This window comes from Variovorax brevis (assembly GCF_030317105.1).
In the GTDB taxonomy this organism is placed as follows: domain Bacteria; phylum Pseudomonadota; class Gammaproteobacteria; order Burkholderiales; family Burkholderiaceae_C; genus Variovorax; species Variovorax brevis.
Map to the genome: position 1 here is coordinate 15301 of NZ_JASZYG010000029.1, position 23193 is coordinate 38493.

Annotated in this window: 21 protein-coding genes and 1 pseudogene; 20 read left to right on the forward strand and 2 right to left on the reverse strand. The window is 65.8% G+C overall.

Going from position 1 to position 23193, the window contains the following annotated elements; genetic code table 11:
- Window positions 1-33 precede the first annotated feature (33 nt).
- On the reverse strand, window positions 34-615 hold the full coding sequence (locus QTI66_RS36230) for a GAF domain-containing protein (RefSeq protein ID WP_286565212.1): 582 nt from the start codon (window positions 613-615) through the stop codon (window positions 34-36).
- 384 nt (window positions 616-999) lie between these two features.
- Here QTI66_RS36230 and QTI66_RS36235 point away from each other — a divergent pair, with 384 nt between their 5' ends.
- The 17 genes from QTI66_RS36235 to QTI66_RS36315 all read left to right on the forward strand — a co-directional run bounded on the left by QTI66_RS36235 (window position 1000) and on the right by QTI66_RS36315 (window position 15338).
- Complete coding sequence (locus tag QTI66_RS36235; protein ID WP_286565213.1) at window positions 1000-2652, forward strand: sigma-54-dependent Fis family transcriptional regulator; 1653 nt, start codon at window positions 1000-1002, stop codon at window positions 2650-2652.
- 210 nt (window positions 2653-2862) lie between these two features.
- Entirely contained in the window at window positions 2863-3144 is a 282-nt protein-coding gene (locus tag QTI66_RS36240) for a phenol hydroxylase subunit (protein WP_286565214.1), read from the forward strand.
- 28 nt (window positions 3145-3172) lie between these two features.
- A complete protein-coding gene (locus QTI66_RS36245; protein ID WP_286565215.1) occupies window positions 3173-4168 on the forward strand; it encodes an aromatic/alkene monooxygenase hydroxylase subunit beta in 996 nt (331 codons plus the stop codon).
- Window positions 4169-4188: 20 nt separating this feature from the next.
- Entirely contained in the window at window positions 4189-4485 is a 297-nt protein-coding gene (locus QTI66_RS36250; protein ID WP_286565216.1) for an MmoB/DmpM family protein, read from the forward strand.
- Between the two features lie 35 nt (window positions 4486-4520).
- Entirely contained in the window at window positions 4521-6107 is a 1587-nt protein-coding gene (locus QTI66_RS36255) for an aromatic/alkene/methane monooxygenase hydroxylase/oxygenase subunit alpha (RefSeq protein ID WP_286565217.1), read from the forward strand.
- A gap of 32 nt (window positions 6108-6139) precedes the next feature.
- Window positions 6140-6502, forward strand: coding sequence for a phenol hydroxylase subunit P4 (locus tag QTI66_RS36260; RefSeq protein WP_286565218.1), 363 nt, complete (start codon window positions 6140-6142; stop codon window positions 6500-6502).
- A 20-nt stretch (window positions 6503-6522) separates the two neighbouring features.
- A complete protein-coding gene (locus QTI66_RS36265; RefSeq protein ID WP_286565219.1) occupies window positions 6523-7581 on the forward strand; it encodes an NADH:ubiquinone reductase (Na(+)-transporting) subunit F in 1059 nt (352 codons plus the stop codon).
- A gap of 1 nt (window position 7582) precedes the next feature.
- The gene (locus QTI66_RS36270; protein WP_286565220.1) at window positions 7583-7924 is read left to right on the forward strand and encodes a 2Fe-2S iron-sulfur cluster binding domain-containing protein; all 342 of its coding nucleotides are present in this window, start codon (window positions 7583-7585) and stop codon (window positions 7922-7924) included.
- A 25-nt stretch (window positions 7925-7949) separates the two neighbouring features.
- Entirely contained in the window at window positions 7950-8882 is a 933-nt protein-coding gene (locus tag QTI66_RS36275; RefSeq protein ID WP_286565221.1) for a catechol 2,3-dioxygenase, read from the forward strand.
- 10 nt (window positions 8883-8892) lie between these two features.
- Window positions 8893-10347, forward strand: a complete 1455-nt coding sequence (locus QTI66_RS36280; RefSeq protein ID WP_286565222.1) for a 2-hydroxymuconic semialdehyde dehydrogenase — start codon at window positions 8893-8895, stop codon at window positions 10345-10347.
- Window positions 10328-11185 (forward strand): alpha/beta fold hydrolase, encoded by an 858-nt coding sequence (locus QTI66_RS36285; RefSeq protein WP_444815091.1) that lies wholly within the window; start codon window positions 10328-10330, stop codon window positions 11183-11185. Before QTI66_RS36280 ends, QTI66_RS36285 begins: the two co-directional genes overlap by 20 nt.
- Window positions 11186-11214: 29 nt before the next feature.
- Window positions 11215-11997 carry a 2-oxopent-4-enoate hydratase gene (gene dmpE / locus QTI66_RS36290; RefSeq protein ID WP_286565224.1) on the forward strand — a complete coding sequence of 261 codons (783 nt, stop codon included), beginning with the start codon at window positions 11215-11217 and terminating at the stop codon, window positions 11995-11997.
- Window positions 11998-12010: 13 nt separating this feature from the next.
- Window positions 12011-12922, forward strand: a complete 912-nt coding sequence (locus tag QTI66_RS36295; protein ID WP_286565225.1) for an acetaldehyde dehydrogenase (acetylating) — start codon at window positions 12011-12013, stop codon at window positions 12920-12922.
- Window positions 12923-12930: 8 nt separating this feature from the next.
- On the forward strand, window positions 12931-13974 hold the full coding sequence (dmpG, locus tag QTI66_RS36300) for a 4-hydroxy-2-oxovalerate aldolase (protein WP_286565226.1): 1044 nt from the start codon (window positions 12931-12933) through the stop codon (window positions 13972-13974).
- Complete coding sequence (gene dmpH, locus QTI66_RS36305; protein WP_286565227.1) at window positions 13971-14759, forward strand: 2-oxo-3-hexenedioate decarboxylase; 789 nt, start codon at window positions 13971-13973, stop codon at window positions 14757-14759. The genes dmpG and dmpH overlap by 4 nt, the downstream gene beginning before the upstream one ends.
- 11 nt (window positions 14760-14770) lie before the next feature.
- On the forward strand, window positions 14771-14962 hold the full coding sequence (thmT, locus tag QTI66_RS36310; RefSeq protein ID WP_286565228.1) for a 2-hydroxymuconate tautomerase: 192 nt from the start codon (window positions 14771-14773) through the stop codon (window positions 14960-14962).
- A gap of 160 nt (window positions 14963-15122) precedes the next feature.
- Window positions 15123-15338, forward strand: a complete 216-nt coding sequence (locus QTI66_RS36315; protein WP_286565246.1) for a hypothetical protein — start codon at window positions 15123-15125, stop codon at window positions 15336-15338.
- 337 nt (window positions 15339-15675) lie between these two features.
- Here QTI66_RS36315 and QTI66_RS36320 read toward each other — a convergent pair.
- Window positions 15676-16710, reverse strand: a pseudogene (locus QTI66_RS36320) (IS110 family RNA-guided transposase).
- 543 nt (window positions 16711-17253) lie between these two features.
- On the opposite strand from QTI66_RS36320, the gene QTI66_RS36325 reads away from it, so the two are divergent.
- Genes QTI66_RS36325 through QTI66_RS36335 form a run of 3 tightly spaced genes read left to right on the forward strand, consistent with a single transcriptional unit; the run spans window position 17254 to window position 22965 of the window.
- Window positions 17254-18204 (forward strand): response regulator, encoded by a 951-nt coding sequence (locus QTI66_RS36325; RefSeq protein WP_286565229.1) that lies wholly within the window; start codon window positions 17254-17256, stop codon window positions 18202-18204.
- The gene (locus QTI66_RS36330; RefSeq protein WP_286565230.1) at window positions 18204-22334 is read left to right on the forward strand and encodes a PAS domain S-box protein; all 4131 of its coding nucleotides are present in this window, start codon (window positions 18204-18206) and stop codon (window positions 22332-22334) included. Before QTI66_RS36325 ends, QTI66_RS36330 begins: the two co-directional genes overlap by 1 nt.
- Window positions 22321-22965, forward strand: coding sequence for a response regulator transcription factor (locus QTI66_RS36335; RefSeq protein WP_286565231.1), 645 nt, complete (start codon window positions 22321-22323; stop codon window positions 22963-22965). Before QTI66_RS36330 ends, QTI66_RS36335 begins: the two co-directional genes overlap by 14 nt.
- Window positions 22966-23193: the final 228 nt, after the last annotated feature.

Consider the following 23193-nt stretch of genomic DNA (forward strand, 5'->3'; position numbering starts at 1 on the left):
ATCAGACGGGTTCCAGGATGCCCCCTGTCATGGCTAGTGATGCAACACCTCGATCGGCTCCAGCTTCCAATCCTGTATGGCTCGATCCGTTTCATGCTTTCGGAACTCGTCGATCCGACGGCCGATCAACTTGCTGGCCGTTTCCAGGCGATGAAGGTCCCGCTCCGTCAAGTTCTCGTTCGAAGCAAAGCTGAAACAGCACATGGTGCCGTAGACGCTGCCGTCGTTGAGAACGATCGGCGCGCTCAGGAAAGCCCCGATCGGGAACGGAGCCGACAATGCCGCAGCGACAGGATGCGTCGCAGCGTCCTGAAGCATTCCAGGCAAAAGGCCTTCGACGACCTTCTTGCAGTAAGTGCGCTCCAGCGGGTCGCCGTGACCTTCATGGATCACCTTTGCGTTGTCGTCGGCGTCAACACGCCGATATACGCGATGACCGTCAACAAACTCAGCGACGAAAGCAACGTCCATATGCAAGCTTGTGCGCAGCGCCTTCAGAACCTCGGGCACCGCCGGGTCGATCAGATAGTCGCTACCGTCCGGCGTGGCAACGAGGACCTCCGACACTTTCACGTCGACAGCCTCAGTCTCGTAAAAACCTTCTTGATAACCCATTGCGAACTCCTTCAATGCAGGGATCCATAGTGGCACGTCTAGGTAGTTATCCCTACGACTTTAGGTCGCACTTCACTTCGCAGAAGTGATGCCGCTCACCTTTCAGGCATGAATGCCGCGAGCGGGCCTTCGTACTGCCATGTTTCGGTCGGCGCGGCGGCAGGTGCACGATTTGGCTGGCCTGGAGCAAGTCGAGCCAGAGCCCCAGGCCGATGCTCCGGGCGCCTTGTCGAATTCGCACGGGATTTCTCCCGCCACCGTGCTAACCTGCGCAAGAGGTACGGTTACCCCGAGTTCCTGCGGCCGAAGCTGGCGCGCTCCGGCTGCCCGACGTGAGTCTGCCGCGGCCGCCACCCGGCCGGCCTCGATACAAGGAGAGACAACGTGGGAGAACTTCTTTCTCTCCTGCGCTTCAACGCGGGCTCCGGCCACATCTGGCTGGACGAGCAGCGAATGATCCTGCTGCACGCGCGTGCCTTCGCCGAGCTGCGCAAGGAACTGCTGGACTCGCTGGGCGTCGAGCGCGCGCGCGGCCTGCTGGTGCGCATGGGCTTCGCGTCGGGCCAGCGCGACGGCGAGCTGGCCGTCAAGGAGCGACGCACCGGTCTGCGCACCGAAGATGCCTTCATGCTGGGCCCGCGCCTGCACTCGATCGAAGGCATCGTCAGCGTCGAGATGATCAAGCTCGAGATGGACCTCGAGAAAAAGCACTTCTTCGGCGAGTTCGTCTGGGAGAACTCCTGGGAGTGCGAGGCCCATGTAAGCGAGTTCGGCCACGGCGAAGATCCGCAATGCTGGTCGCAGATCGGCTATGCGTCGGGCTACACCAGCGCCTTCATGGGCCAGCTGGTGGTCTTCAAGGAGGTCGAGTGCACGAGCATGGGCGACAGCCGCTGCCGCATCGTCGGCCAGGTCGCCGAGCAGTGGCAGGACGATCGTTACCTGGACTACTTCCGCCAGCACCACATCGCCGAGCGGCTGATCGAATTCAACCTCAGCCTCGAACACCTGCGCGCCCTGCAGCCGCGCCGCGAATACGACAAGAACCTGGTGGGCGTATCGCCGGGCTTTCGCGCGGCGTTCGAACTGCTGCGAACGGCCGCCCGCAGCGCCATCACCGTCCTGCTGCTTGGCGAGACGGGGGTCGGCAAGGAGCTGTTCGCGCGCTGGCTGCACGACAATGGCCCGCGCGCCAAGCAGCCCTTCATCGCGGTCAACTGCGCCGCGATCCCGGCGGAGCTGATCGAGGCCGAATTGTTCGGAGTCGAGAAGGGCGCCTACACCGGCGCCCACCATGCGCGCGCGGGCCGCTTCGAGCGGGCCCACGGCGGCACGCTCTTCCTCGACGAGGCGGGCGACCTGCCGCTGGCGACCCAGGTGAAGCTGCTGCGCGTGCTGCAGACCGGCGAGATCGAGCGCCTCGGCGCCGACCAGGCGACGCGGGTGGATGTCCGGATCGTCGCGGCGACCAACGTCGACCTGCCGCAGGCGATGCAGGCCGGCAAGTTCAGGAGCGATCTTTACTACCGCCTCAACACCTTCCCGATCACCATCCCGCCGCTGCGCGAGCGCACGGCCGACATCCCGGAACTGGTCGGCCGCTTCGTCGAGAAGTACAGCACGCTGTACGGCAAGAAGCTGCGCGGCCTGACCGACAAGGCGATGCGCGAGGTCATGACGCACGCATGGCCGGGCAACATCCGCGAACTCGAGAACGTGATCGAGCGCGCGGTGTTGCTGGCGCCCGATCACGGCGACATCGAGGCCGCGCACCTGTGGAGCTCGCCCTCGGGCGCGCCGGCCGAGGGCCAACTCGGCGCCGGCGGCCAGATCACGCAATCCGAAGCCGGCGCGCTGGAGGCATTGTGCGAACGCGTCCTCGAGGAAAACATCGACATCGCATCGCTCGAACAGCGGCTGATGCAGATGGCCATGCAGCGGGCCAAGGGCAATCTTTCGCAGGCGGCCCGGCTCCTGGGCATCACGCGGCCGCAACTGGCCTACCGCTTGAAGAAGGAAGGGCTCCCGGCGTCCTGAGGCCGCGCGCCCCCTGCGCCCGCGGGCTTCACCATTTGATCAAGCTGCACCGCAGCAAGTGATCAACCCATCATCCGGGACAACCCGGATCACTCGGCCCCGTCGTCGGCCGGGTCCATACGAATCAATCACTTAGCGGCGCTGGCACGCCCGTTGCCCTTATTGGTCGGGGCGGCGCTGTTGCCGACCCGGATTCGATGGATTGAACAAGTGACCCTTTCGACATGGCCAGACAGGCACAGCGGCAGTGCCAGCGCGATGACCGGACAACCGTGCTTCGTGCGCGTCACGGGCACCCGCGACGCGCGCTTCGTCGAGTTCGAGTTCGCCATCGGCGACCCCGAACTGGCGGTCGAGCTGGTCATGCAGTTCGATCAGTTCCGCGAATTCTGCGAGCGCCACGAGGTGCGCCACCTGACGACCGAGGAGGGCGCCCGCCTCGACTTCGAACGCATGAAGTGGCGCTACGGCGCGCCCGGAATCGATCACTAGACCCTGAACCCACCCGAGGAGACATCCCGTGCAAGTCGAAATCAAGACCACCGACATCCGACCGATCCGCCAGACCTTCTCGCACGTCGCGCGGCGGCTCGGCGACAAGCCGGCCTCGCGCTACCAGGAAGCCACGCTGGACATGCAGCCGACCGCCAACTTCCACTACAGGCCGCTGTGGGCGCCCGGGTATGAGCTCTACGACAAGCGCCGCACCGCGATCGCGATGGCCGACTGGTACAGCTTCAAGGATCCGCGCCACTACTACTACGGCATCTACACGATGACCCGCGCCCGGCAGCAGGAAGGCGCCGACCGGCAGTTCGAGTTCGCCGACAAGCGCAAGCTGCTGGCGCAGGCCGACGCCGGCACGCGCGAGTCGCTGCAGCAGGTGCTGGTGCCGCTGCGCCACTACGAATGGGGCGCCAACATGAACCACAGCTACTGCTGCGGCTACGGCTACGGCACGGCCGTGACGCAGCCCTTCATCTTCGCCGCCATGGACCGGCTGGGGATCGCGCAGTACCTGTCGCGCGTCGGCCTGCAGCTCGATGGCAACTCGGGCGCGGCGCTGGACGCCGGCAAGGAAGCCTGGCTCACGCACCCGGCCTGGCAGGGCGTTCGGCGGTTGATGGAAAACCTGTTCGTCACGCGTGACTGGTTCGAGGTCTTCGTGGCGCAGAACCTGGTCTTCGACGGCCTGCTGTATCCGCTGGTCTACAGGCGCTACGTGAACGAGCGCAGCGGCGCCACCGGCAACGCCCTGGCGATGCTGACCGAATTCCAGAACGACTGGTTCGACGAGAACCTGCGCTGGGTCGACGCCACGGTCAAGACGGCGGCCGACGAGTCACCTGCCAACCGGGCGCAGCTGGCCGCGTGGTATGGGGCCTGGCGCGAGCAGATCGTCGAGGCGCTGGGTCCGCTGTCCGCGTTGGCGCTGGGCGGCGGCGGCGCCGATGCGCTGCAGTCCGTCGCCGCCGAACTCGACGCCCGCGCCGCGCGCCTGGGCATCGCCGCTTGATCACAACCCAGGAGACCTGAATGACCACCGCCACCGCAGACATCGCCCGCCCGCCGGTCTTCATCGCGCTGCAGACCAGCGAGACCGCGCGCGTCATCGTCGAGGCCATCCTCGCCGACAACCCCGGCGCCACCGCCATCGACTACCCGGCGATGGTGAAGGTCGACGCACCAGGCCGGCTGGTGATCCGCCGCGCCTCGGTCGAGGAGCGCCTCGGCCACCGCTGGGACCTGCAGGAGATCCACCTGAGCCTGATCTCGCTGTCAGGAAGCATCGAAGAGACCGACGACGAATTCATCCTCCATTGGGGCGCCTGAGCGCACCGCATCACCGCATTCAAGGACAAGACGCCATGACCCAGACAGACAACACGAAGCGCCCCGCCGCCCGGCTCGGCCTGAAGGAACGCTACGCGATGATGACCCGCGGCCTCGGCTGGGACACCACCTACCAGTCGATGGACGATGTCTTTCCCTTCGACAAGTTCGAGGGCATCAAGATCCACGACTGGGACAAGTGGGAAGACCCGTTCCGCCTCACGATGGACGCCTACTGGAAGTTCCAGGGCGAGAAGGAAAAGAAGCTCTACGCGATCATCGACGCCTTCCAGCAGAACAACGGCCAGTTCAACATCAGCGACCCGCGCTACCTGAACACCCTGAAGCTCTTCCTGTCCGGCGTGTCGCCGCTCGAATACGCGGCGCACCGCGGCTATGCGATGGCCGGGCGATCGTTTCGCGGCGTCGGCGCCCGCGTGGCCTGCCAGATGCAGTCGATCGACGAGCTGCGCCATGCGCAGACGCAGTTCCACACCATCAGCCACTTCAACAAGTTCTTCAACGGGCTGCACGATCCGCAGCACATGCACGACCGGGTCTGGTATCTCTCGGTGCCCAAGAGCTACTTCGAGGACGCGATGAGCGCCGGGCCCTTCGAGTTCGTCACCGCGATCTCGTTCTCGTTCGAATACGTGCTGACCAACCTGCTGTTCATGCCCTTCATGAGCGGCGCCGCCTACAACGGCGACATGGCGACCGTGACCTTCGGCTTCTCGGCCCAGAGCGACGAGTCGCGCCACATGACGCTGGGCCTCGAAGTCGTGAAGTTCATCCTGGAGCAGGACCCGGACAACGTGCCGATCGTCCAGAAGTGGGTGGACAAGTGGTTCTGGCGAGGCTACCGCCTGCTGACCCTGGTCGCGATGATGATGGATTACATGCTGCCCAAGCGCGTGATGAGCTGGTCCGAGGCCTGGGAGATGTACTTCGAGAAGAACGGCGGCGCGCTGTTCCAGGATCTGGCGCGTTATGGCATCCGCATGCCCAAGTACCACGAAGTGGCGGCGAAAGAAAAGAGCCGCCTCTCGCACGAGGCCTGGGCCACCTTCAACAACTACGGCCACGCGGCCAACTTCAACGTCTGGGTGCCCCTGCCCGAAGAGATGGAGTGGCTGTCGCAGAAGTACCCCGAGACCTTCGACACGATGTATCGACCGCGCTTCGAGTGGCTCGCCGAACAGGAGCGGCAGGGCAAGCGCTGGTTCAACAACACCTTGCCGATGCTGTGCCAGACCTGCCAGGTGCCGATGTTCTTCACCGAGCCCGACGACCCGACCAAGATCTGCTACCGCGAGAGCAGCTACCACGGCATGAAGCATCACTTCTGCTCCGACGGCTGCAAGGACATCTTCGACAACGAGCCCGAGAAGTACGTGCAGGCCTGGCTGCCGGTGCACCAGATCTACCAGGGCAACTGCTTCCCCGAGGGTGCCGACCCGACGGTGCCGGGCTTCGACCCGCTGGCCGCGGTGCTGAAGTACTACCACATCAACGACGGCGCGGACAACGGCGAATTCAACACCTCGCCGGACAAGGCGAACTGGGAACGCTGGACCGGACAGGACCTGTCGGCGCAGCCTGCGCAGCCAAAGGCCGCCTGAAGCCCCCACCGAACCCGACACAGGAGAAACCCATGTCTGTTGTTGCACTCGCCCCCGACTACACCGGCACCGTCGCTGACAGCGAAGACCGCTTCCACGGCAATCGCCTTCTCTACATCGGCTGGGAAGACCACCTGCTGTTCTGCTCGCCCGTGTGCCTGCTGCTGCCCGCCACGATGCCCTTCGGCGCGCTCCTCACCGAGGTGCTGCCCGGCGTCTACGGCAGCCATCCCGACTTCGAGAAGATCGACTGGGGGCAAGCGCAGTGGTTCGACTCGGGCCGGCCCTTCATGCCCGACCCGGCGAAGTCGCTGGCCGACAACGGCCTTGTCCACAAGTCCGTGATCCGCTTCCGGGTGCCCGGCCTCAATGGCATCAAGGGCTCGCACAGCTGAACCCGCGAAGGACGAACGCCATGAGCTTCCAGATCATGATCGAGCCGCTCGGACAGGCTGTCGCCGCCCGCGACGGCCAGACGGTATTGGACGCCTGCCTGCGCGCCGGCGTGTGGCTGCCGCACGCTTGCGGCCACGGCGTCTGCGGCACCTGCAAGGTGCAGGTCCTCGAAGGCGAATGCGAGCACGGCGAGGCGTCGAACTTCGCGCTGATGGATTTCGAGCGTGACGAAGGAAAGATCCTCGCCTGCTGCGCGACGGCGCAGGCCGACCTCGTGATCGAGGCCGAGATCGACGAAGACCCCGACGCTCAGTTCCTGCCGCTCGAGGACTTCGACGCCGAACTGGTCGAGGCGCGCATGCTGACGCCGACCATCCGCGGGCTGTGGCTGCGCTCGGCCAGGCCCGCCGCGTTCCAGGCGGGGCAGTACCTGATGCTGCATGTGCCCGGCGTCGAGGGCGAGCGGGCTTTCTCGATCGCCAATGCGCCGCAGGAGGACCTGATCGAGCTGCACATCCGCCGCGTGCCCCAGGGACGCGCGACGGGCTGGCTGCACGACGAGCTGCAGGTCGGGCAGACGCTGCGATTCACGGCGCCCAACGGCCGCTTCTTCGTGCGCAAGTCGGCGCGGCTGCCGATGATCTTCGTTGCCGGCGGGTCCGGGCTGTCGAGCCCGAAGGCCATGGTGCTCGACCTCCTGAACGAAGGCTGCGTGCTCCCGATCACGCTGATACACGGCGCGCGCAACCGCGAAGAGCTGTACTTCAGCGACTTCTTCGAGGCGCTCGCGGAACGCCATCCGAACTTCAGCTACGTGCCGGTGCTGTCGGACCTCGCGCCGGATGCCGAATGGGCCGGCGCTCGTGGCCACGCCCACGAGGCACTCAAGGCGCACTACGCGAACGACTTCCGCGGCCACAAGGCCTATCTGTGCGGACCGCCGCCAATGACCGAGGCCTGCATCGCGACCCTGATGCAGGGCCGCCTGTACGAGCGCGACATCTACACCGAGAAGTTCTTCACAGCCGCCGACGCCGCCAATGCAGCGCCGCGCAGTCCACTCTTCAAGGCGCTCTGAGATGACTGCAATCCCGTGCTTCTCGGTCGCCATCGGCAACACGAGCGAACGCTATGCCTGCCGCGCCGACCAGACGCTGCTCGGCGGCATGGAGCAGCTCGGCCGCAAGGGCATCCCGGCCGGCTGCCGCGGCGGCGGCTGCGGCATCTGCAAGGTGCGCATCGAGGCCGGCCGCACGCGCTGCGAGCGCATGAGCCGCAGCCACGTCAGCGCCGACGAGGAAGCCGAAGGCTACGTGCTGGCCTGCCGCGCCTACCCGCAGAGCGACCTGCAGCTGCGGGCGGTCGCCACGATGGCGCGCTGCATCGAGCGGCATCTCACCGTTACCCATTCCCCCACCTGAACATCAACCACCGAAGGAGACTCCCATGGCACTCACTGGCGTACTGCGACCGGGCCACATTCAACTGCGCGTGCTCGACCTGGAAGCGTCCATCAAGCACTACCGCGACGTTCTGGGCCTGATAGAGACCGCGCGCGATGCGCAAGGCCGCGTCTATTTCAAGGCCTGGGACGAGCACGACCATCACAGCGTGGTGCTGCGCGAGGCCGACACGGCCGGCATGGACTTCATGGGCTTCCGGGTCGACTCGCCCGCCACGCTCGAGAAGCTCGCGGTCGACCTCGAGGCCAGCGGCCTGGCGACCGACATTCAGTGGATCGCCGCCGGCGAGCACCTGCGCACCGGCAAGCGCCTGCGCTTCACGATACCGACCGGCCACTCGATCGAACTTTTCGCCGAGAAGGAGAAGGTCGGCAACGGCATGCCCTACGAGAACCCCGAGATCTCCCCCGACGACCTGAAGGGCATGGCGCCCTCGCGCTTCGACCACTGCCTGCTGTACGGCGACGACCTGGACGGCACGATGAAGCTCTTCACCGAGGTGCTGGGCTTCCACGTGGCCGAGAGCGTGGTGGCCGGCCCCGAGCGGATGGCCATCGCCGCCTTCCTGACCTGCTCGACCAAGCCGCACGACATCGCCTTCATCCGCCACCCGGAGAAGAACAAGTTCCACCACGTGTCCTTCCTGCTCGACAACTGGGGCGAGGTGCTCAAGGCGGCCGACATCATCACCAAGAAGCGCGTCTCGCTGGACATCGGGCCGACGCGGCACGGCATCACGCGCGGCGAGACGATCTACTTCTTCGATCCGAGCGGCAATCGCAACGAGGTCTTCTCGGGCGGCTACGTGTTCTATCCGGACAAGCCGCCGCTGACCTGGACCGACGACGAGCTGGGCCGCGCCATCTTCTATCACGACCGAAAGCTCAACGAGAACTTCCTCTCGGTGCTGACTTGAAAGGCCGGACATGAGGCATTACCTCAACTTCATCGGCGGCGAGTTCGTCGCCACGTCGAAGACCTTCGACAACCGCTCGCCGACCGACAACCGTCTGCTCGGGCGCGTCCACGAGGCCGGTGCCGACGACGTCGATGCCGCCGTGCGCGCGGCCCGTGCGGCGCTGCAGGGCGAATGGGGCCGCATGAGCGTGGCGCGTCGGGTCGAATTGCTGCATGCGGTGGCCGACGAGATCAACCGCCGCTTCGACGACTTCCTGCAGGCCGAGATGGCCGACACCGGCAAGCCGCATTCGCTGGCCTCGCATGTCGACATCCCGCGCGGCGCCGCCAACTTCAAGGTCTTCGCGGACATCGTGAAGAACGTGCCGACCGAGACCTTCGAGACCGCCACGCCCGATGGCGGCCACGCGCTGAACTACGCGATCCGCTCGCCGCTGGGCGTGATCGGCGTGGTCTGCCCGTGGAACCTGCCGCTGCTGCTCATGACCTGGAAGGTCGGGCCGGCGCTGGCCTGCGGCAACACCGTCGTGGTCAAGCCCTCGGAAGAGACGCCGGCCACCGCCACGCTGCTCGGCGAGGTGATGAATGCGGTCGGCATCCCGCCAGGGGTCTACAACGTGGTGCATGGCTTCGGGCCGCAGTCCGCCGGCGAGTTCCTGACGACGCATCCGGGCGTCGACGGCATCACCTTCACGGGCGAGACGCGCACCGGCGAGGCCATCATGGCCGCGGCGGCGAAGGGCGTGCGTCCCGTGTCCTTCGAGCTCGGCGGCAAGAACGCGGGCATCGTGTTCGCCGACGCCGACTTCGACAAGGCGGTGGCCGGCATCACGCGCTCGGCCTTCGAGAACTGCGGCCAGGTGTGCCTGGGCACCGAGCGCGTCTACGTGCAGCGGCCGATCTTCGAGCGCTTCGTCGCCGCGTTGAAGGCCAAGGCCGAGGCGCTGAAGCCCGGACCCTCCGAAGAACCCGGCGTGAACCTCGGCCCGCTGATCTCGCGCGAGCATCAGCAGAAGGTGCTCTCGTACTACCAGAAGGCGAACGACGAAGGCGCGACCGTGGTCACCGGCGGCGGCGTCCCGCAGATGACCGGCGCACTGGCCGAAGGCTACTGGGTTCAGCCGACGATCTGGACCGGCCTGCCCGAAAGCGCCGCGGTCATCCGCGAGGAGATCTTCGGCCCGTGCTGTCACATCGCGCCCTTCGACACCGAGGAAGAGGCCGTCGCGCTGGCCAACGCGACCGACTACGGCCTCGCGACCACGGTGTGGACTGAAAACCTGGGGCGGGCGCACCGCGTGGCGAAGCAGGTCGAGGTCGGCATCTGCTGGATCAACAGCTGGTTCCTGCGCGACCTGCGGACCGCCTTCGGCGGCGCCAAGGCCTCCGGAATCGGCCGGGAGGGCGGGGTGCACTCGCTCGAGTTCTACACCGAACTGCGCAATGTCTGCGTCAAGCTTTGAGGAGTCCGCTGCAATGAGCAATCCAGAGATCGGCCGGCGGGTGCGCACCGGTGGCTTCGACACCAACGTGCACGATATGGGGCAGGGCGCGCCGACGCTCTTCATCCATGGCTCGGGCCCCGGCGTCAGCGCGTGGGCCAACTGGCGACTCGCGTTGCCGGTGCTGGCGCAGGCGCGGCGCGTCATCGCGCCGGACATGACGGGTTTCGGCTACACCGACCGCCCACCGGGCCTCGCCTACACGATGGACACCTGGGTGCAGCAGGCGCTCGACCTGCTCGATGCGCTGGACCTGGAGCGCGTCGACGTGGTGGGCAACTCGTTCGGCGGCGCGCTGTCGCTGGCACTCGCGATACACGCGCCACACCGGGTGCGCCGGCTCGTGCTGATGGGCAGCGTCGGCGTGCCTTTCACGATCACGCCGGGGCTCGACGCCGTATGGGGCTATACGCCCTCGTTCGAGAACATGCGCCGCATCATGGACGTGTTCGCCCACGACCGCGCACTCGTCACGGACGAGCTCGCGCAGCTGCGCTACGAGGCCAGCATCCGCCCGGGTTTCCAGGAATCCTTCGGCGCGATGTTCCCGGCGCCGCGCCAGCGTTGGGTCGACGCCATGGCGAGCCCGGAAGCGGCGATTCGTGCCCTGCCGCACGAGACGCTGGTGATCCACGGCCGCGAAGACCAGGTGATCCCGCTCGCCACCTCGCTGACCCTGGCCGACTGGATTCCAAACAGCCAGCTGCATGTGTTCGGACGCTGCGGCCACTGGACGCAGATCGAGCACGGCGCCCGTTTTGCACGGCTGGTCGGCGATTTCCTCGCCGAGGCCGATTGATTCATCTCCACGACACGACATTGCCCACCATGGACACACCGCTCATCCACCAGCTCGGCGACGAGCTCCATGCCGCGCTGCGCGACCGCCAGGTCGTGGAGCCGCTCACCAGCCGCCACGAAGGCATCACCATCGAGGACGCCTACCATGTGCAGCAGCGCATGATCGCGCGCCGGCTCGAGGGCGGCGAGCGCATCGTCGGCAAGAAGATCGGCGTCACCTCGCGCGCCGTGATGAACATGCTCGGCGTCTTCCAGCCCGACTTCGGCTACCTGCTCGACGGCATGATCGTCGGCGAGGGGGAATCGATCGACAGCCGGACGCTGATCCAGCCCAAGGCCGAGGGCGAGATCGCCTTCATCCTGAAGCGCGACCTGATGGGGCCGGGCATCGGCAACGCCGACGTGCTGGCGGCCACCGAATGCGTCATGCCCTGCTTCGAGATCGTCGATTCGCGCATCCGCGACTGGAAGATCAGGATCGCCGACACCGTGGCCGACAACGCCTCCTGCGGCGTCTTCGTGCTCGGCGACAGCGCGGTCGACCCGCGCCGCATCGACCTCGGCACCTGCGGCATGGTGCTGGAGAAGAACGGCGAAATCATCGCCACCGGTGCCGGCGCCGCAGCGCTCGGCTCGCCGGTCAATGCCGTCGCCTGGCTCGCCAACACGCTCGGCCGGCTCGGCATCGGCCTGAAGGCCGGCGAGGTCATCCTGTCGGGTGCGCTGGCCGCCATGTTCCCGGCCGCCGCCGGCGACAACTTCCGCGTTTCGATCGGTGGCCTCGGCGGCTGCTCGGTCCGCTTTCATTGAAGGACTCAAACCCATGAAGAAGATCAAGTGCGCCGTGATCGGGCCCGGCAACATCGGCACCGACCTGCTGGCCAAGCTGCAGCGCAGCCCGTTGCTCGAACCGTTGTGGATGGTCGGCATCGACCCCGCATCCGACGGGCTGCAGCGCGCCCGCGAGACCGGGCTCAAGACCACGGCAGATGGCGTCGACGGCCTGCTGCCGCACGTGGAGGCCGACGAGGTCCGGATCGCCTTCGACGCCACCAGCGCCTACGTGCATGCCGAGAACTCGCGCAAGCTCAACGCGCTCGGCGTGCGGATGATCGACCTCACGCCGGCGGCGATCGGCCCGTTCTGCGTGCCGTCGGTCAACCTCAAGGACCAGCTGCGCAACGCGCCCATGAACGTCAACATGGTCACCTGCGGCGGGCAGGCCACCATCCCGATGGTGGCCGCCGTGTCCCGGGTGCAGGCGGTGGCCTACGGCGAGATCGTCGCCACCGTGTCGAGCCGCTCGGTCGGCCCCGGTACGCGCGGGAACATCGACGAGTTCACGCGCACCACGGCCGCCGCGGTGGAAGAGGTGGGCGGCGCTGCCAAGGGCAAGGCGATCATCATCGTCAACCCAGCCGAACCGCCGCTGATCATGCGAGACACCGTGCACTGCCTCACGCAGGACGAACCCGACCAGGCCGCCATCACCGCGTCGGTGCACCGGATGATCGCCGAGGTGCGCAAGTACGTGCCGGGCTACAAGCTGGTCAACGGCCCGGTGTTCGACGGCAGGCGCGTGTCGATCTACCTCGAAATCGAAGGCTTGGGCGACTACCTGCCCAGGTACGCGGGCAACCTCGACATCATGACCGCCGCCGCGGCACGCACGGCGGAACTGTTCGCCGAGGCGATGCTGGCCGGCCAGATTCAACTCGAAGCCGTTTCGGCATAGGAGGCACCATGACTCTCAATGGCAGGAAGATCACCCTCCACGACATGACGCTGCGCGACGGCATGCATCCCAAGCGCCATCTCATGACGCTCGACCAGATGCGCCACATCGCCATCGGCCTCGACGAAGCGGGCGTCCCGCTGATCGAGGTAACGCACGGCGACGGGCTGGGGGGCAGCTCGGTCAACTACGGCTTTCCGGCGCACAGCGACGAGGACTACCTCGGCGCGGTGATTCCGCTGATGAAGAACGCGAAGGTCTCGGCCTTGCTGATTCCGGGCATCGGCACTGTCGAACACCTGCGCATGGCGCACGGGCTCGGCGTGCACACGGTACGCATCGCCACGCACTGCACCGAGGCTGACGTCTCCGAGCAGCACATCGCGATGGCGCGCAAGCTCGAGCTGGACACCGTGGGCTTTCTCATGATGGCGCACATGGCCAGTCCCGCGACGCTGGTGAGCCAGGCGCTGCTGATGGAGGGCTATGGCGCCAACTGCATCTACGTGACCGATTCCGCCGGCCACATGCTCCCCGAGGACGTGAAGGCGCGCATCGGCGCGGTGCGCGCCGCCTTGAAGCCTTCGACCGAGCTTGGCTTCCACGGCCATCACAACCTCGCCATGGGCGTCGCCAATTCCGTTGCCGCGGTGGAAGCGGGCGCCAATCGCATCGACGCCGCGGCCGCGGGGCTCGGTGCGGGCGCGGGCAACACGCCGATGGAGGTGTTCGTCGCCGTGTGCGAGCGCATGGGCATCGTGACCGGCGTCGACGTGTTCCGCATCCAGGACGTGGCCGAAGATCGCGTGGTGCCGATCATGGACCACGTCATCCGGGTCGACCGGGACTCCCTGACCCTGGGCTACGCGGGCGTGTATTCGTCCTTCCTGCTGTTCGCCAGGCGCGCCGAGGCCAAGTACGGCGTGCCGGCGCGCGAGATCCTGGTCGAGCTCGGCCGGCGCGGCATGGTCGGCGGACAGGAAGACATGATCGAGGACACCGCGATGACGCTCGCGCGGGCTCGCAACGAGATGCAGAAGGTGGCCGCATGAAACTCGACCTCCACACCATCGCTTCCCTCGCCGAGCACCTGGAGAGCTGCGAACGCAACGCGAAGGACACGCCGAAGATCACCGACGAATACCCCGAGATGGACTGGGACGACGCCTATGCGATCCAGAACGAGATCCGTCGGCTCAAGATCGCGCGCGGCCATCGCATCATCGGGCTCAAGGCCGGCCTGACCTCGCACGCGAAGATGAAGCAGATGGGCGTGACCACGCCAGTGTTCGGCTTCATGGCCGACAACTACGCGGTGCCCGAAGGCGGTGAATGCCGCATCGCCGAGCTGATCCACCCCAAGGTCGAGCCCGAGATCGCCTTCGTCACGCGCGCACCGCTCAGGGGCCCGGGCTGCCACATCGGCGCGGTGCTCGCTGCGACCGACTTCGTGCTGCCGGGCATCGAGGTCATCGACAGCCGCTACCGCGACTTCAAGTTCGACCTCAAGAGCGTGGTCGCCGACAACACCTCCGCCTCGCGCTTCGTGGTCGGCGGGCGCCCGCTGCCGGTGGCCGAGGTCGACCTGCGCACGGTTGGCATCGTGCTGGAGAAGAACGGCGAGCCGGTGGCCTTCGGCGCCGGCGCGGCGGTGCTGGGACATCCGGCCGCGGCGATCGCGATGCTGGCCAATCACCTCGGCGCGCGCGGCGAGGAGATACCGGCCGGCACGCTGATCCTGTCGGGCGGCATCACCGAGGCGGTCGCGGTGAAGGCCGGCGATTCGGTCACGCTCAAGGTGCAGGGCATGGGCAGCGTCGGCATGCGCTTCGCCTGAAGGAGAAGGCCATGCCATTTGCGCAGATCTATCTCATCGAAGGACGGAGCGAGGAGCAGAAGCGGGCGCTGATCGAGAAGGTCACGCACGCGATCGTCGAAGCGGTCGGCACGCCCAGGGAGAACGTGCGGGTCTGGCTGCACGATGTGCCCAAGGAAAACTGGGGCATCGCGGGGGTCAGCGCGAAGGAGCTCGGGCGCTAGCCGCCCGGACGGCGCTTTTGCGGGTCTTCGTCGCGAACGAAGTAGCGCAGGAGCGGTATCTGGGATACTCCCCCATGGCAGACCCTGACCTCATTGCGTCGCTCAACCTGAAGTTCTTCTGGAAATACTGAAAATCATGGATTGGGTCCCCATCGTCTTGATGACGTTCAAGGTTCTCGTGATCGGCACGGGCATGTTCTTTGCCATCAAGTGGCATTACGACCAAGGCAAGAAGGGGAGGGAGAACGAGAAGCCGGGCTCGGTGCTGCGCGCGGGCGGCAAGGTAGCCGCAATCTTCGTGCTGGCGCTCCTGGTCCTCTCGCTCCTCACCTTCGGCCTCGGCAGCCTGCTCGGTTTGGACTTGACCTTCCCATGATGGAAAAAGAATAGTCGACCGATATCCAGTGATGCAGCCCTCGATGAGCCCTGGAGGCCTGGAGGCCTGGAGGCTTTGTACTCGGGCGTTCTTGTTCAGGTCGCCCTGGACATTGGGCCCTGGTGCGTTCAAGTCGGCCGCTTGAGGTGGTCGACGACTGGACCCTCCGTGCAGCGACGCAGTTGCTCGACCTCGAGCCCGAAGGAACAGCCGGCACCAGAGACAGGCTTGAGGGTGTTGATCCAACCAGTTTTGTCATCACTTCCGAAAGCTTCGCAAACCAGTGCTGGGTGATTCCCTCCCTGAATGAGGTGCTTGCCGAAGGTCGAGAGTTCGCTCAGTGCGCCGCGGCGCTCGGGCGGTAGGGTGCGTCGCTGCTCAGCAGCGCCTGGATCACCCGCGCGCCCGCGCGTTCTTTTGTTGGCCAGCGCAACGCCCGCTCGGTTGTAGCCGCGACGGGCGATCAGATCCTGCAGCCACCGGCTCTGGGCATCGGTCTTGCCCACTGCGTAGCGCAGCACGGTGCGTGCCCCGTGAATCAGCAGCGTTCGAAGGTAGGTGTCGCCCCGCTTGCTGATGCCCTTGAGCTGCGATTTGCCGCCCGACGAATACTGACGTGGCACCAGGCCAATCCAGGCCGACAGATGTCGGGCGTTGCGAAACTCATTGGCCTCGCCAACCGCCGCGACCATCGCAGTCGCCGTGATCGGCCCGACGCCGCTGACGACGGCGATCCTCTTGCACAGCGCCGAGCGCTTCCTGAACGAATTGATCCAGGCCTCGACGTGCTTGATCCGATCTTCCAGCGCCTGGATCTGCTCGGTGAGCTCCAGGACCATTGCCTGGCAGATGCTGGTGACCTCGCTTCGCAAGAGCTCAGTACCTTCGGCGCCGCGCGCTTGAATGCTTCGGGTGACTTTGCCATCGTCACGCCTCGTTCACCCAGCAGGCCCCTGGCCTGGTTGATCAGTGCGGTGCGCTGATGAACCAACAGTTGGCGAACGCGATGGACAGCTTGCATGTCTTGCTGCTCCACCGACTTCACAGTCACGAAGTCCATCGTCGGACGGCTCGCGGCCTCGACGATGGCCTGTGCATCGTTGCGATCGTTCTTGTTGGTCTTTACGAACGGCGAGACGTACTGGGGGCTGATGAGCCTCACCTCGATGCCCATGGCCCGAAAGCATCGGCCCCAGTGGTGCGCCGAGCTGCATGCCTCCATGCCCACCAGCCGTGGACGCAAAGAGCGCACCGCCTCCACGAAGCCGTCGCGCGTGACCTTGGAGCGATGCAGGGCGCGACCACTGCGATCCGCACCATGAAGCTGAAACACGCGCTTGGCCAAGTCGATGCCCGGAATGTCGATGTCCATCGCAGACCTCCAATGAAAAGCGGTTGATGAGCCGCTTAGTGTCGTATTGGGGTGGCGCCGGTTCCATCTCAGTAAAGTTTCGGGGCTTTGCAGCCTCTGCGCCATCGATCCGCCTGCGCGATCTGGCCCGTTCGATTGCCACGGAACTGAACCTGTTCAGTTGATCCTCGCCAGCCGAGAATTTGCCTGAGTTTGATCGGTATCGCATTGCCGCACGCGAGGAACATCCCTGTCACAGCCCGCAACTGCTGGCTCGTGAAGACGCTGCCCTTGACGAGGCGAAATTGGCCGGGCGCAGTCGGTTCGCCTTTTTCCTCTGGTCCACTGAATCGTTGATGAGGATGGCGGCCAATCGTCTCGGCTGCTTGGGTCGATGTGGGATGACAACGGACCGAACAGTCATATCAATACACGAGGGAATTCTTCTTCTGTGCGCTCTCGCATACGGGGATCCAGGCAAATGCCACAAAGCCTTTCTGGATCTGCCGACAGAGATCCTCAACTTGCCAATCCGCCACTGAAGCCGAGACCGATGAGCATCTCATGAGCAATATTCCCGCAACACCTTACCCGGGCGACTTGCTCGCCCGGGCCATCGACGTGATCGAACTGGCGTCGCACCATATTTTCAGTGAACAGGCACCGGTGAGTTTTCGATCTCCGACGGACCTGATGGCGCTGAGCCCGGACGAACAGGATGAGATCCGACGCATCGAAGACTTGAGCTTCCAGGCCCGTCCGGCAGATTCAGCGGTCAATTTCTGCCTGCGCTCTGCGATCTCCTTGCTTGCCGTGGCGCATTCCCTGACCGAACCGTCGCATGAAATGTCGCCGTCCGATCAGGAGCGGGCCTGGAAACAACTTGCTGTCCACACCAAGCTTGCGGGCCGCGCGGCCTATCGGGCCTCGCTCATTCTTCTCGACCCGAGCGCCGGTACCGTGCGAGGCGAATCCATCGCCACCCCGCCTGCGAACGCCGTGCAGGCCACCCCGCCCTTGGGGACAGGTAGCGGCACGGGAGAAAAGGTCCGCATCCTCGTGGTCGACGATGACAGCGTCATCGCGCTGCTGTTGCAGCGAACGCTGGCCCGGCTTGGTTACGAAGTGGCCGGAGTCGCCTCGACGCGGGACCAGGCCGTAGAGATGGCGCAACGCGCGCAGCCCGACCTGGTACTCATGGACATCAATCTTGGCCCTGGAGGCGATGGAATCCAGGCCGCGGAAACCATCGTGCGTCAGAGGCGCACCCCTGTAGTCTTCCTGACCGCCTATTCCGAGGACGCAGTCCTCGGACGCGCGCGCGGAAGCGGCGCATACGGCTACCTGCTCAAGCCTTTTTCCGAGCGCGGCCTGCACGCGACCATTCAGATGGCACTCGAGCGCTACCGCAGCGAAAGCCTCCTGGCAGACAGCGAAAGGCGTCTGAAGCATGCCCTCGATGCCGTCCGCGAGCCTATGGCCCCGGAGGCGCACCATACGCAGGCACGGGCCTGATGGACTCGGCATCGGCGTGCGCCGAAGAGCCAGTCTCGAACCGTGTGGCACTCACCCACCAGATGCTGGCAATCGACCCGCAGTTTGCAACGCTGCTCGCCGACGTGATCGACGCACTTCCGGCGAACGTCGCGGTCCTTGATCGGGAGGCGAACATCGTGTCGGTCAACCGCCGCTGGCGCGAATTCGCGTTCAGCGAAGGGCTGGCGAGCGGGTCTGACGGGATCGGCCTCAACTACCTGGAAGTCTGTGATAAGGCGCGGGGCGACGACGCCCATTGCGCGCACGAGGCCGCGGCGGGCGTGCGATCCGTGCTCAGCGGTAACGCCCGGAACTTTGCGCTCGAATATCCATGCCATTCTCCCACCGAGCGGCGCTGGTTCCAGATGACGGTGGCTGCACTCGGCACCGGCGGGCCGCACGGTGTCGATGGTGTGATGATCATCCACAGCGACATCAGCAAATCCATGCGCGCGGACGAGGTGCTGGCCGAGACCAAGGAGCGCGTGCGCTTCCTCGACGACCTTACCCAGGCGACACGCGGGCTGACCGACCCGACGCACATCCTGGCCACGACCTGCCGGATGCTTGGCAAACAGCTCGGTGCACACTGTGCGTACGCAGAAATGCACGAAGACGGCGACCGCTTCGAGGTCGTTCATGACCACGTGACAAGCTGTGCAGGCGCGCAAGCCGACCACCTCCTGTCAAGCTTCGGCGCACAAACGGCTGCCCAATTGCATGGTGCCCGTTCGCTGGTGCTTCGCAACACCGCCCTCGAACTGCCATCGGGTCAGGGTGGGGAGATGTTTGCTTCGATAGGGATCGAGGCGATCATCTGCTGTCCGCTGACCAAGCAGGGCCGCTTGCTGGCAATGATCGCCGTGCATCAGGCGCGGCCCCGCGACTGGACCAAGGGCGAGCTCCTCACTTTGCAGGAGGCCGCCGAGCGCTCGTGGGCCGCCGTCGACAGACTCAGCGCCGAGCAACGGCTGCGAGAGAGCGAATCGCTGTTGCGCATCGCAGGCCACACGGCCCACCTCGGAGGCTGGGCGGTGGAGCTGCCCAGCGGGCGGGTCGCCTGGTCCGATGGCGTCTGCGAGATCCTGGAGGTGCCCGCCAACACCGTGCCCAGCCTTGAAGAGGCCTTTGCGCGATGGGCACCGCAGTCTGAGGGGGTGATCAAGGCGGCGTTCGACGCCTGCGCGCAGGACGGCGTGCCGTTCGACGTCGAGCTCGAAATGCGCACGGCCACCGGACGCGTCATCTGGGCGCGTTGCACCGGAGAAGCGCAACGCAACCTTGCCGGCCGGACCACGCGCGTGCACGGCGCGCTGCAGGACGTCACGCTGCAAAAGCGCGCCGAGTCGGAACGCGCGCGCCTGGCGGCGATCCTCGAGTCGACCACTGACCTGGTATGCATCAGCGGCGCCGACGGGCGCCTGCAGTACCTCAACCTGGCCGGCCGCAAGGCGCTCGAGCTGGATCCGTCGGAAGACCTGGCAGATATCTCCGCCTGGGACTTCGTGTCGCGTCCCAGCGGCGAGCTTGCTGAGGGCGTGCTCACCGCCATGCGGGAGGGCACCTGGAGCGGCGAGACCGTCCTGACGACCCGCAACGGCAAGGAAATCCCCGTGTCGCAGGTCCTCATCGCACACAAGGGGGGCGATGGCCAAGTCGCCTCGGTGTCGGGGGTCATGCGCGACATCAGCGAGCGCAAGAGGACCGAACTCGAAATCGCCAGCAGCCACAGGGAGCTGCAGCGCCAGCGCATGGAGTTGCGCATCCTGTTCGACCTGATGCCCGCGATGATCTGGTTCAAGGACACGCAGGACGTCATCGTGCGCCTGAACCGTCGCGCCGCCGAGGCCGTCGGCCTGACCGTAGACGCGATCGAAGGCCGCCCCGCGGAGGAGATCTATCCCGACGCCGCGCTGATGCGCGCCGACGACCTGGAGGTCATCCGCTCCGGCCAGCCCAAGCTTGGTGTGCTCATGAAAAGCCACAGGCCCGATGGCGAAGTCATCTGGGTCCAGACCGACAAGGTTCCGTACAGCAACGCAGCCAAAGAGGTCATCGGCATCGTGGTGATGTCCCAGGACATCACCGAACGCAAGCGGGACCAGGACCGGCTCAGCGAAATGAACCTGGAACTGGAGGCGCGCGTGCGCTCGCGCACCGCGGAGCTTGAACTCGCGCGCGACGGTGCCGAACAGGCCAGCCGCGCCAAGTCTGCCTTCCTCGCCGCCATGAGCCATGAGATACGCACGCCGATGAACGGGGTCATCGGAATGATCGACCTGCTTCACCGCAGCAGCCTGATGGGCGAGCAGATCGAGATCGTGGACCTGATCCGCGACTCCGGCTTCTCGCTGCTCGGCATCATCGAGAACATCCTCGACTTCTCCAAGATCGAGGCCGGCAAGCTGACGCTGGAGGCGCAGCCCCTGCCTCTGGGCGACTTGGTGGAGAACGTCTGCGGCATGCTCGACCACAAGGCGACCAAGGGCGGCGTTCAGTTCACGGTGCATGTCGATCCCGACATTCCCTCCCAGGTCGTGGGCGACGAGACGCGGTTGCGGCAGGTGCTTGTCAATCTGGTCGAGAACGCGATCAAGTTCACCAGCGGCCGCGCCGACGCGGGGCAGGTGTCGGTGCGCGCCGTGCTCGTGTCGAAAGGGAAGGCCGGCGTGACGGTCGACCTCGTCGTGACCGACAACGGTATCGGCATGGACGAAGCGACCCTCGCCAAACTGTTCACGCCGTTCTCGCAGGCCGATGTTTCAACCACGCGCCGCTTCGGGGGCACTGGGCTGGGCCTGGCCATCTCCAGCATGCTGGTCGAAGCGATGGGCGGAAGGATCTCGGTGGCCAGCTCGCTGGGCCTGGGATCCCGCTTTACGGTGCGGCTTAGCCTGCCCACGCCAGCCAACGAGCCACCAGAGACCGACGACTTCTGGTCGGTGGCCAGGGGCCTGCGCTGCCGCATCGTCGGCCACGTGCAACCGCTCGCATGCGACATCACCCAGACGCTTCGCCATGCGGGCGCGGTGGTCGACTCCTTTCATGACCTGGACAGCCTCGCGGGGGCTGCGTGGGCGCCCGGCGAGCAGTTGCTGTTGATCCTGCCCGACCAGCCGGCAGACGATCCGGCCCTGCTGCGTGCACTGGTGCCGCCGCATCACAACAGCAAGGTCCGCTTCATGGTGTTCGGTTGGGGTGAACGCCGTCGACCGCGCATCGAAGCGGCCGACCTGCTGCGCATCGATGCCAATGCCCTACCGCGTCGCAGCCTGTTCAAGGCACTCGGCCTGGCCTGCGGACGACTGCGGGCAAGCGCCCAGGCCGACGAGCCGTCCCCGAAGACTCCTCATCACTCGGGCGCAGGCGAGCCATCGGAGTCGACCCCAAGCCGCGTGCTGATCGCCGAGGACAACGACACCAACCGCAAGGTGATCCTGCGGCAACTGGCATTGATCGGCTTCTCCGCAGACATCGCTGCCGATGGCCGGCAGGCCCTTGCGCTTTGGCGCAGCGGCTCCTATTCGCTCGTGCTCACCGACTTGCACATGCCCGTGATGGACGGCTATGCGCTCACTGCAGCAATCCGCCGCGAAGAACCTGCCGGTGTCCACACTCCGATCATCGCGCTGACCGCCAACGCCGTGGGCGACGAGAAACAGCGCTGCCTCTCGGCCGGCATGGACGCCCACCTGAGCAAGCCGGTGCGTCTGGAGGAGCTCAAGGCCGCCCTCGATGCGGCAATCGCCCTCCCGGCCCCCGAAGCACCGGCGGACTTGCACGTCCTCACGGACTTGATCGGCGACGACCCGCTCGGCGTGGCAGAGGTGCTCGACGCCTTTCGTGCGTCCGGGGCGCAGGCCCGCGAGGCCATGTGGCGCGGATGGCAAAGCGGTGACCTGCGCTCGGTCGCCGACAGTGCCCACAAGCTGAAGTCTTCCGCGCGCGCCATCGGTGCGATGCGCCTGGGCAAGCTGTGCTCGGAGCTCGAGCAGCAAGCCGAGACGCAGCAGGTGGCCGGCCTCGACACGCTGATGAAGCGCTTCGACCACGAGATGAACCTCCTTCAACACTTCCTGGACGCTCGCCAGCCCGATGCCGCAAGCTAGCCTGTCCGTGCTTGCGCCGCCTGCGATGGTTCTGGCCGTCGACGATGACGAGTTCATGCGAGCGCTGCTGCAGCGCACGTTCACGACCGCCAAGCTCGGCTTCAAGACCTTCGCCTCGGCACAGGACCTGCTTGCCCATGCCGACCTGCAGTCGCCGGCCGTGCTGCTTCTCGATGTTCGCATGCCCGAGGTGTCGGGATTGAAGCTGCAGACCTTGCTGCGCGAGCGCGGCGTGTTGCTGCCGATCATGTTTCTCGCGGGCAGTTCGGACATTGCAGTGGCGGTGACGGCGATGCGCAACGGCGCCGTCGACTTCGTCGAGAAGCCCTTCGACGCCGCAGATCTCGTAGCGCGCTTGCGCCGCGCATTCGCTGTCCATGTATCCACTCCCGCCGGGCCGGAAAAATCCGCTGCCATCGCGCACGCCGGGCGACTGGCGGCGCTGACCGTGCGCGAGCGCGAGGTGTACGACCGGATGGTATTGGGCATGTCCAGCAAGGAGATTGCCAAGGAATTGGGCGGCAGCTTTCGCACCGTCGAGATCCATCGAAGTCGGGTGTTGGAGAAGATGGGTGCATCCAACGTGGCAGGCCTGATCCGTCGCAGCTTGATCGCCGCCGAAGGCCAATGAAGCCGCGCGGGATGGCTTTCAAGCTCAAGAAAAATGAGAACCATCGGTTCAATGAGGCGAGCGTCGACATTCGCGGTGAGGGTCTGCTCCACCCGCATTCCGATTCTCTTTGCCCTGTGCTCGCGAAGCGTCGCGTTGCGTGAACAAGTGCCGTTGCGTACGTGGCCGCACGTATTCAGCGGGGAAATGTGCAGCCGCAGAATCCGTCCGTTCGTGATAGCGGCATGG

Bases quoted from the DNA above. Each gene is read 5' to 3' on its own strand.
- QTI66_RS36230 (WP_286565212.1), bottom strand. From the start codon at position 615: ATGGGTTATCAAGAAGGTTTTTACGAGACTGAGGCTGTCGACGTGAAA.
- QTI66_RS36250 (WP_286565216.1), top strand. From the start codon at position 4,189: ATGACCACCGCCACCGCAGACATCGCCCGCCCGCCGGTCTTCATCGCG.
- QTI66_RS36255 (WP_286565217.1), top strand. From the start codon at position 4,521: ATGACCCAGACAGACAACACGAAGCGCCCCGCCGCCCGGCTCGGCCTG.
- QTI66_RS36260 (WP_286565218.1), top strand. From the start codon at position 6,140: ATGTCTGTTGTTGCACTCGCCCCCGACTACACCGGCACCGTCGCTGAC.
- QTI66_RS36265 (WP_286565219.1), top strand. From the start codon at position 6,523: ATGAGCTTCCAGATCATGATCGAGCCGCTCGGACAGGCTGTCGCCGCC.
- QTI66_RS36270 (WP_286565220.1), top strand. From the start codon at position 7,583: ATGACTGCAATCCCGTGCTTCTCGGTCGCCATCGGCAACACGAGCGAA.
- QTI66_RS36275 (WP_286565221.1), top strand. From the start codon at position 7,950: ATGGCACTCACTGGCGTACTGCGACCGGGCCACATTCAACTGCGCGTG.
- QTI66_RS36280 (WP_286565222.1), top strand. From the start codon at position 8,893: ATGAGGCATTACCTCAACTTCATCGGCGGCGAGTTCGTCGCCACGTCG.
- QTI66_RS36285 (WP_444815091.1), top strand. From the start codon at position 10,328: ATGTCTGCGTCAAGCTTTGAGGAGTCCGCTGCAATGAGCAATCCAGAG.
- dmpE (WP_286565224.1), top strand. From the start codon at position 11,215: ATGGACACACCGCTCATCCACCAGCTCGGCGACGAGCTCCATGCCGCG.
- QTI66_RS36295 (WP_286565225.1), top strand. From the start codon at position 12,011: ATGAAGAAGATCAAGTGCGCCGTGATCGGGCCCGGCAACATCGGCACC.
- dmpG (WP_286565226.1), top strand. From the start codon at position 12,931: ATGACTCTCAATGGCAGGAAGATCACCCTCCACGACATGACGCTGCGC.
- dmpH (WP_286565227.1), top strand. From the start codon at position 13,971: ATGAAACTCGACCTCCACACCATCGCTTCCCTCGCCGAGCACCTGGAG.
- thmT (WP_286565228.1), top strand. From the start codon at position 14,771: ATGCCATTTGCGCAGATCTATCTCATCGAAGGACGGAGCGAGGAGCAG.
- QTI66_RS36315 (WP_286565246.1), top strand. From the start codon at position 15,123: ATGACGTTCAAGGTTCTCGTGATCGGCACGGGCATGTTCTTTGCCATC.
- QTI66_RS36325 (WP_286565229.1), top strand. From the start codon at position 17,254: ATGAGCAATATTCCCGCAACACCTTACCCGGGCGACTTGCTCGCCCGG.
- QTI66_RS36330 (WP_286565230.1), top strand. From the start codon at position 18,204: ATGGACTCGGCATCGGCGTGCGCCGAAGAGCCAGTCTCGAACCGTGTG.
- QTI66_RS36335 (WP_286565231.1), top strand. From the start codon at position 22,321: ATGCCGCAAGCTAGCCTGTCCGTGCTTGCGCCGCCTGCGATGGTTCTG.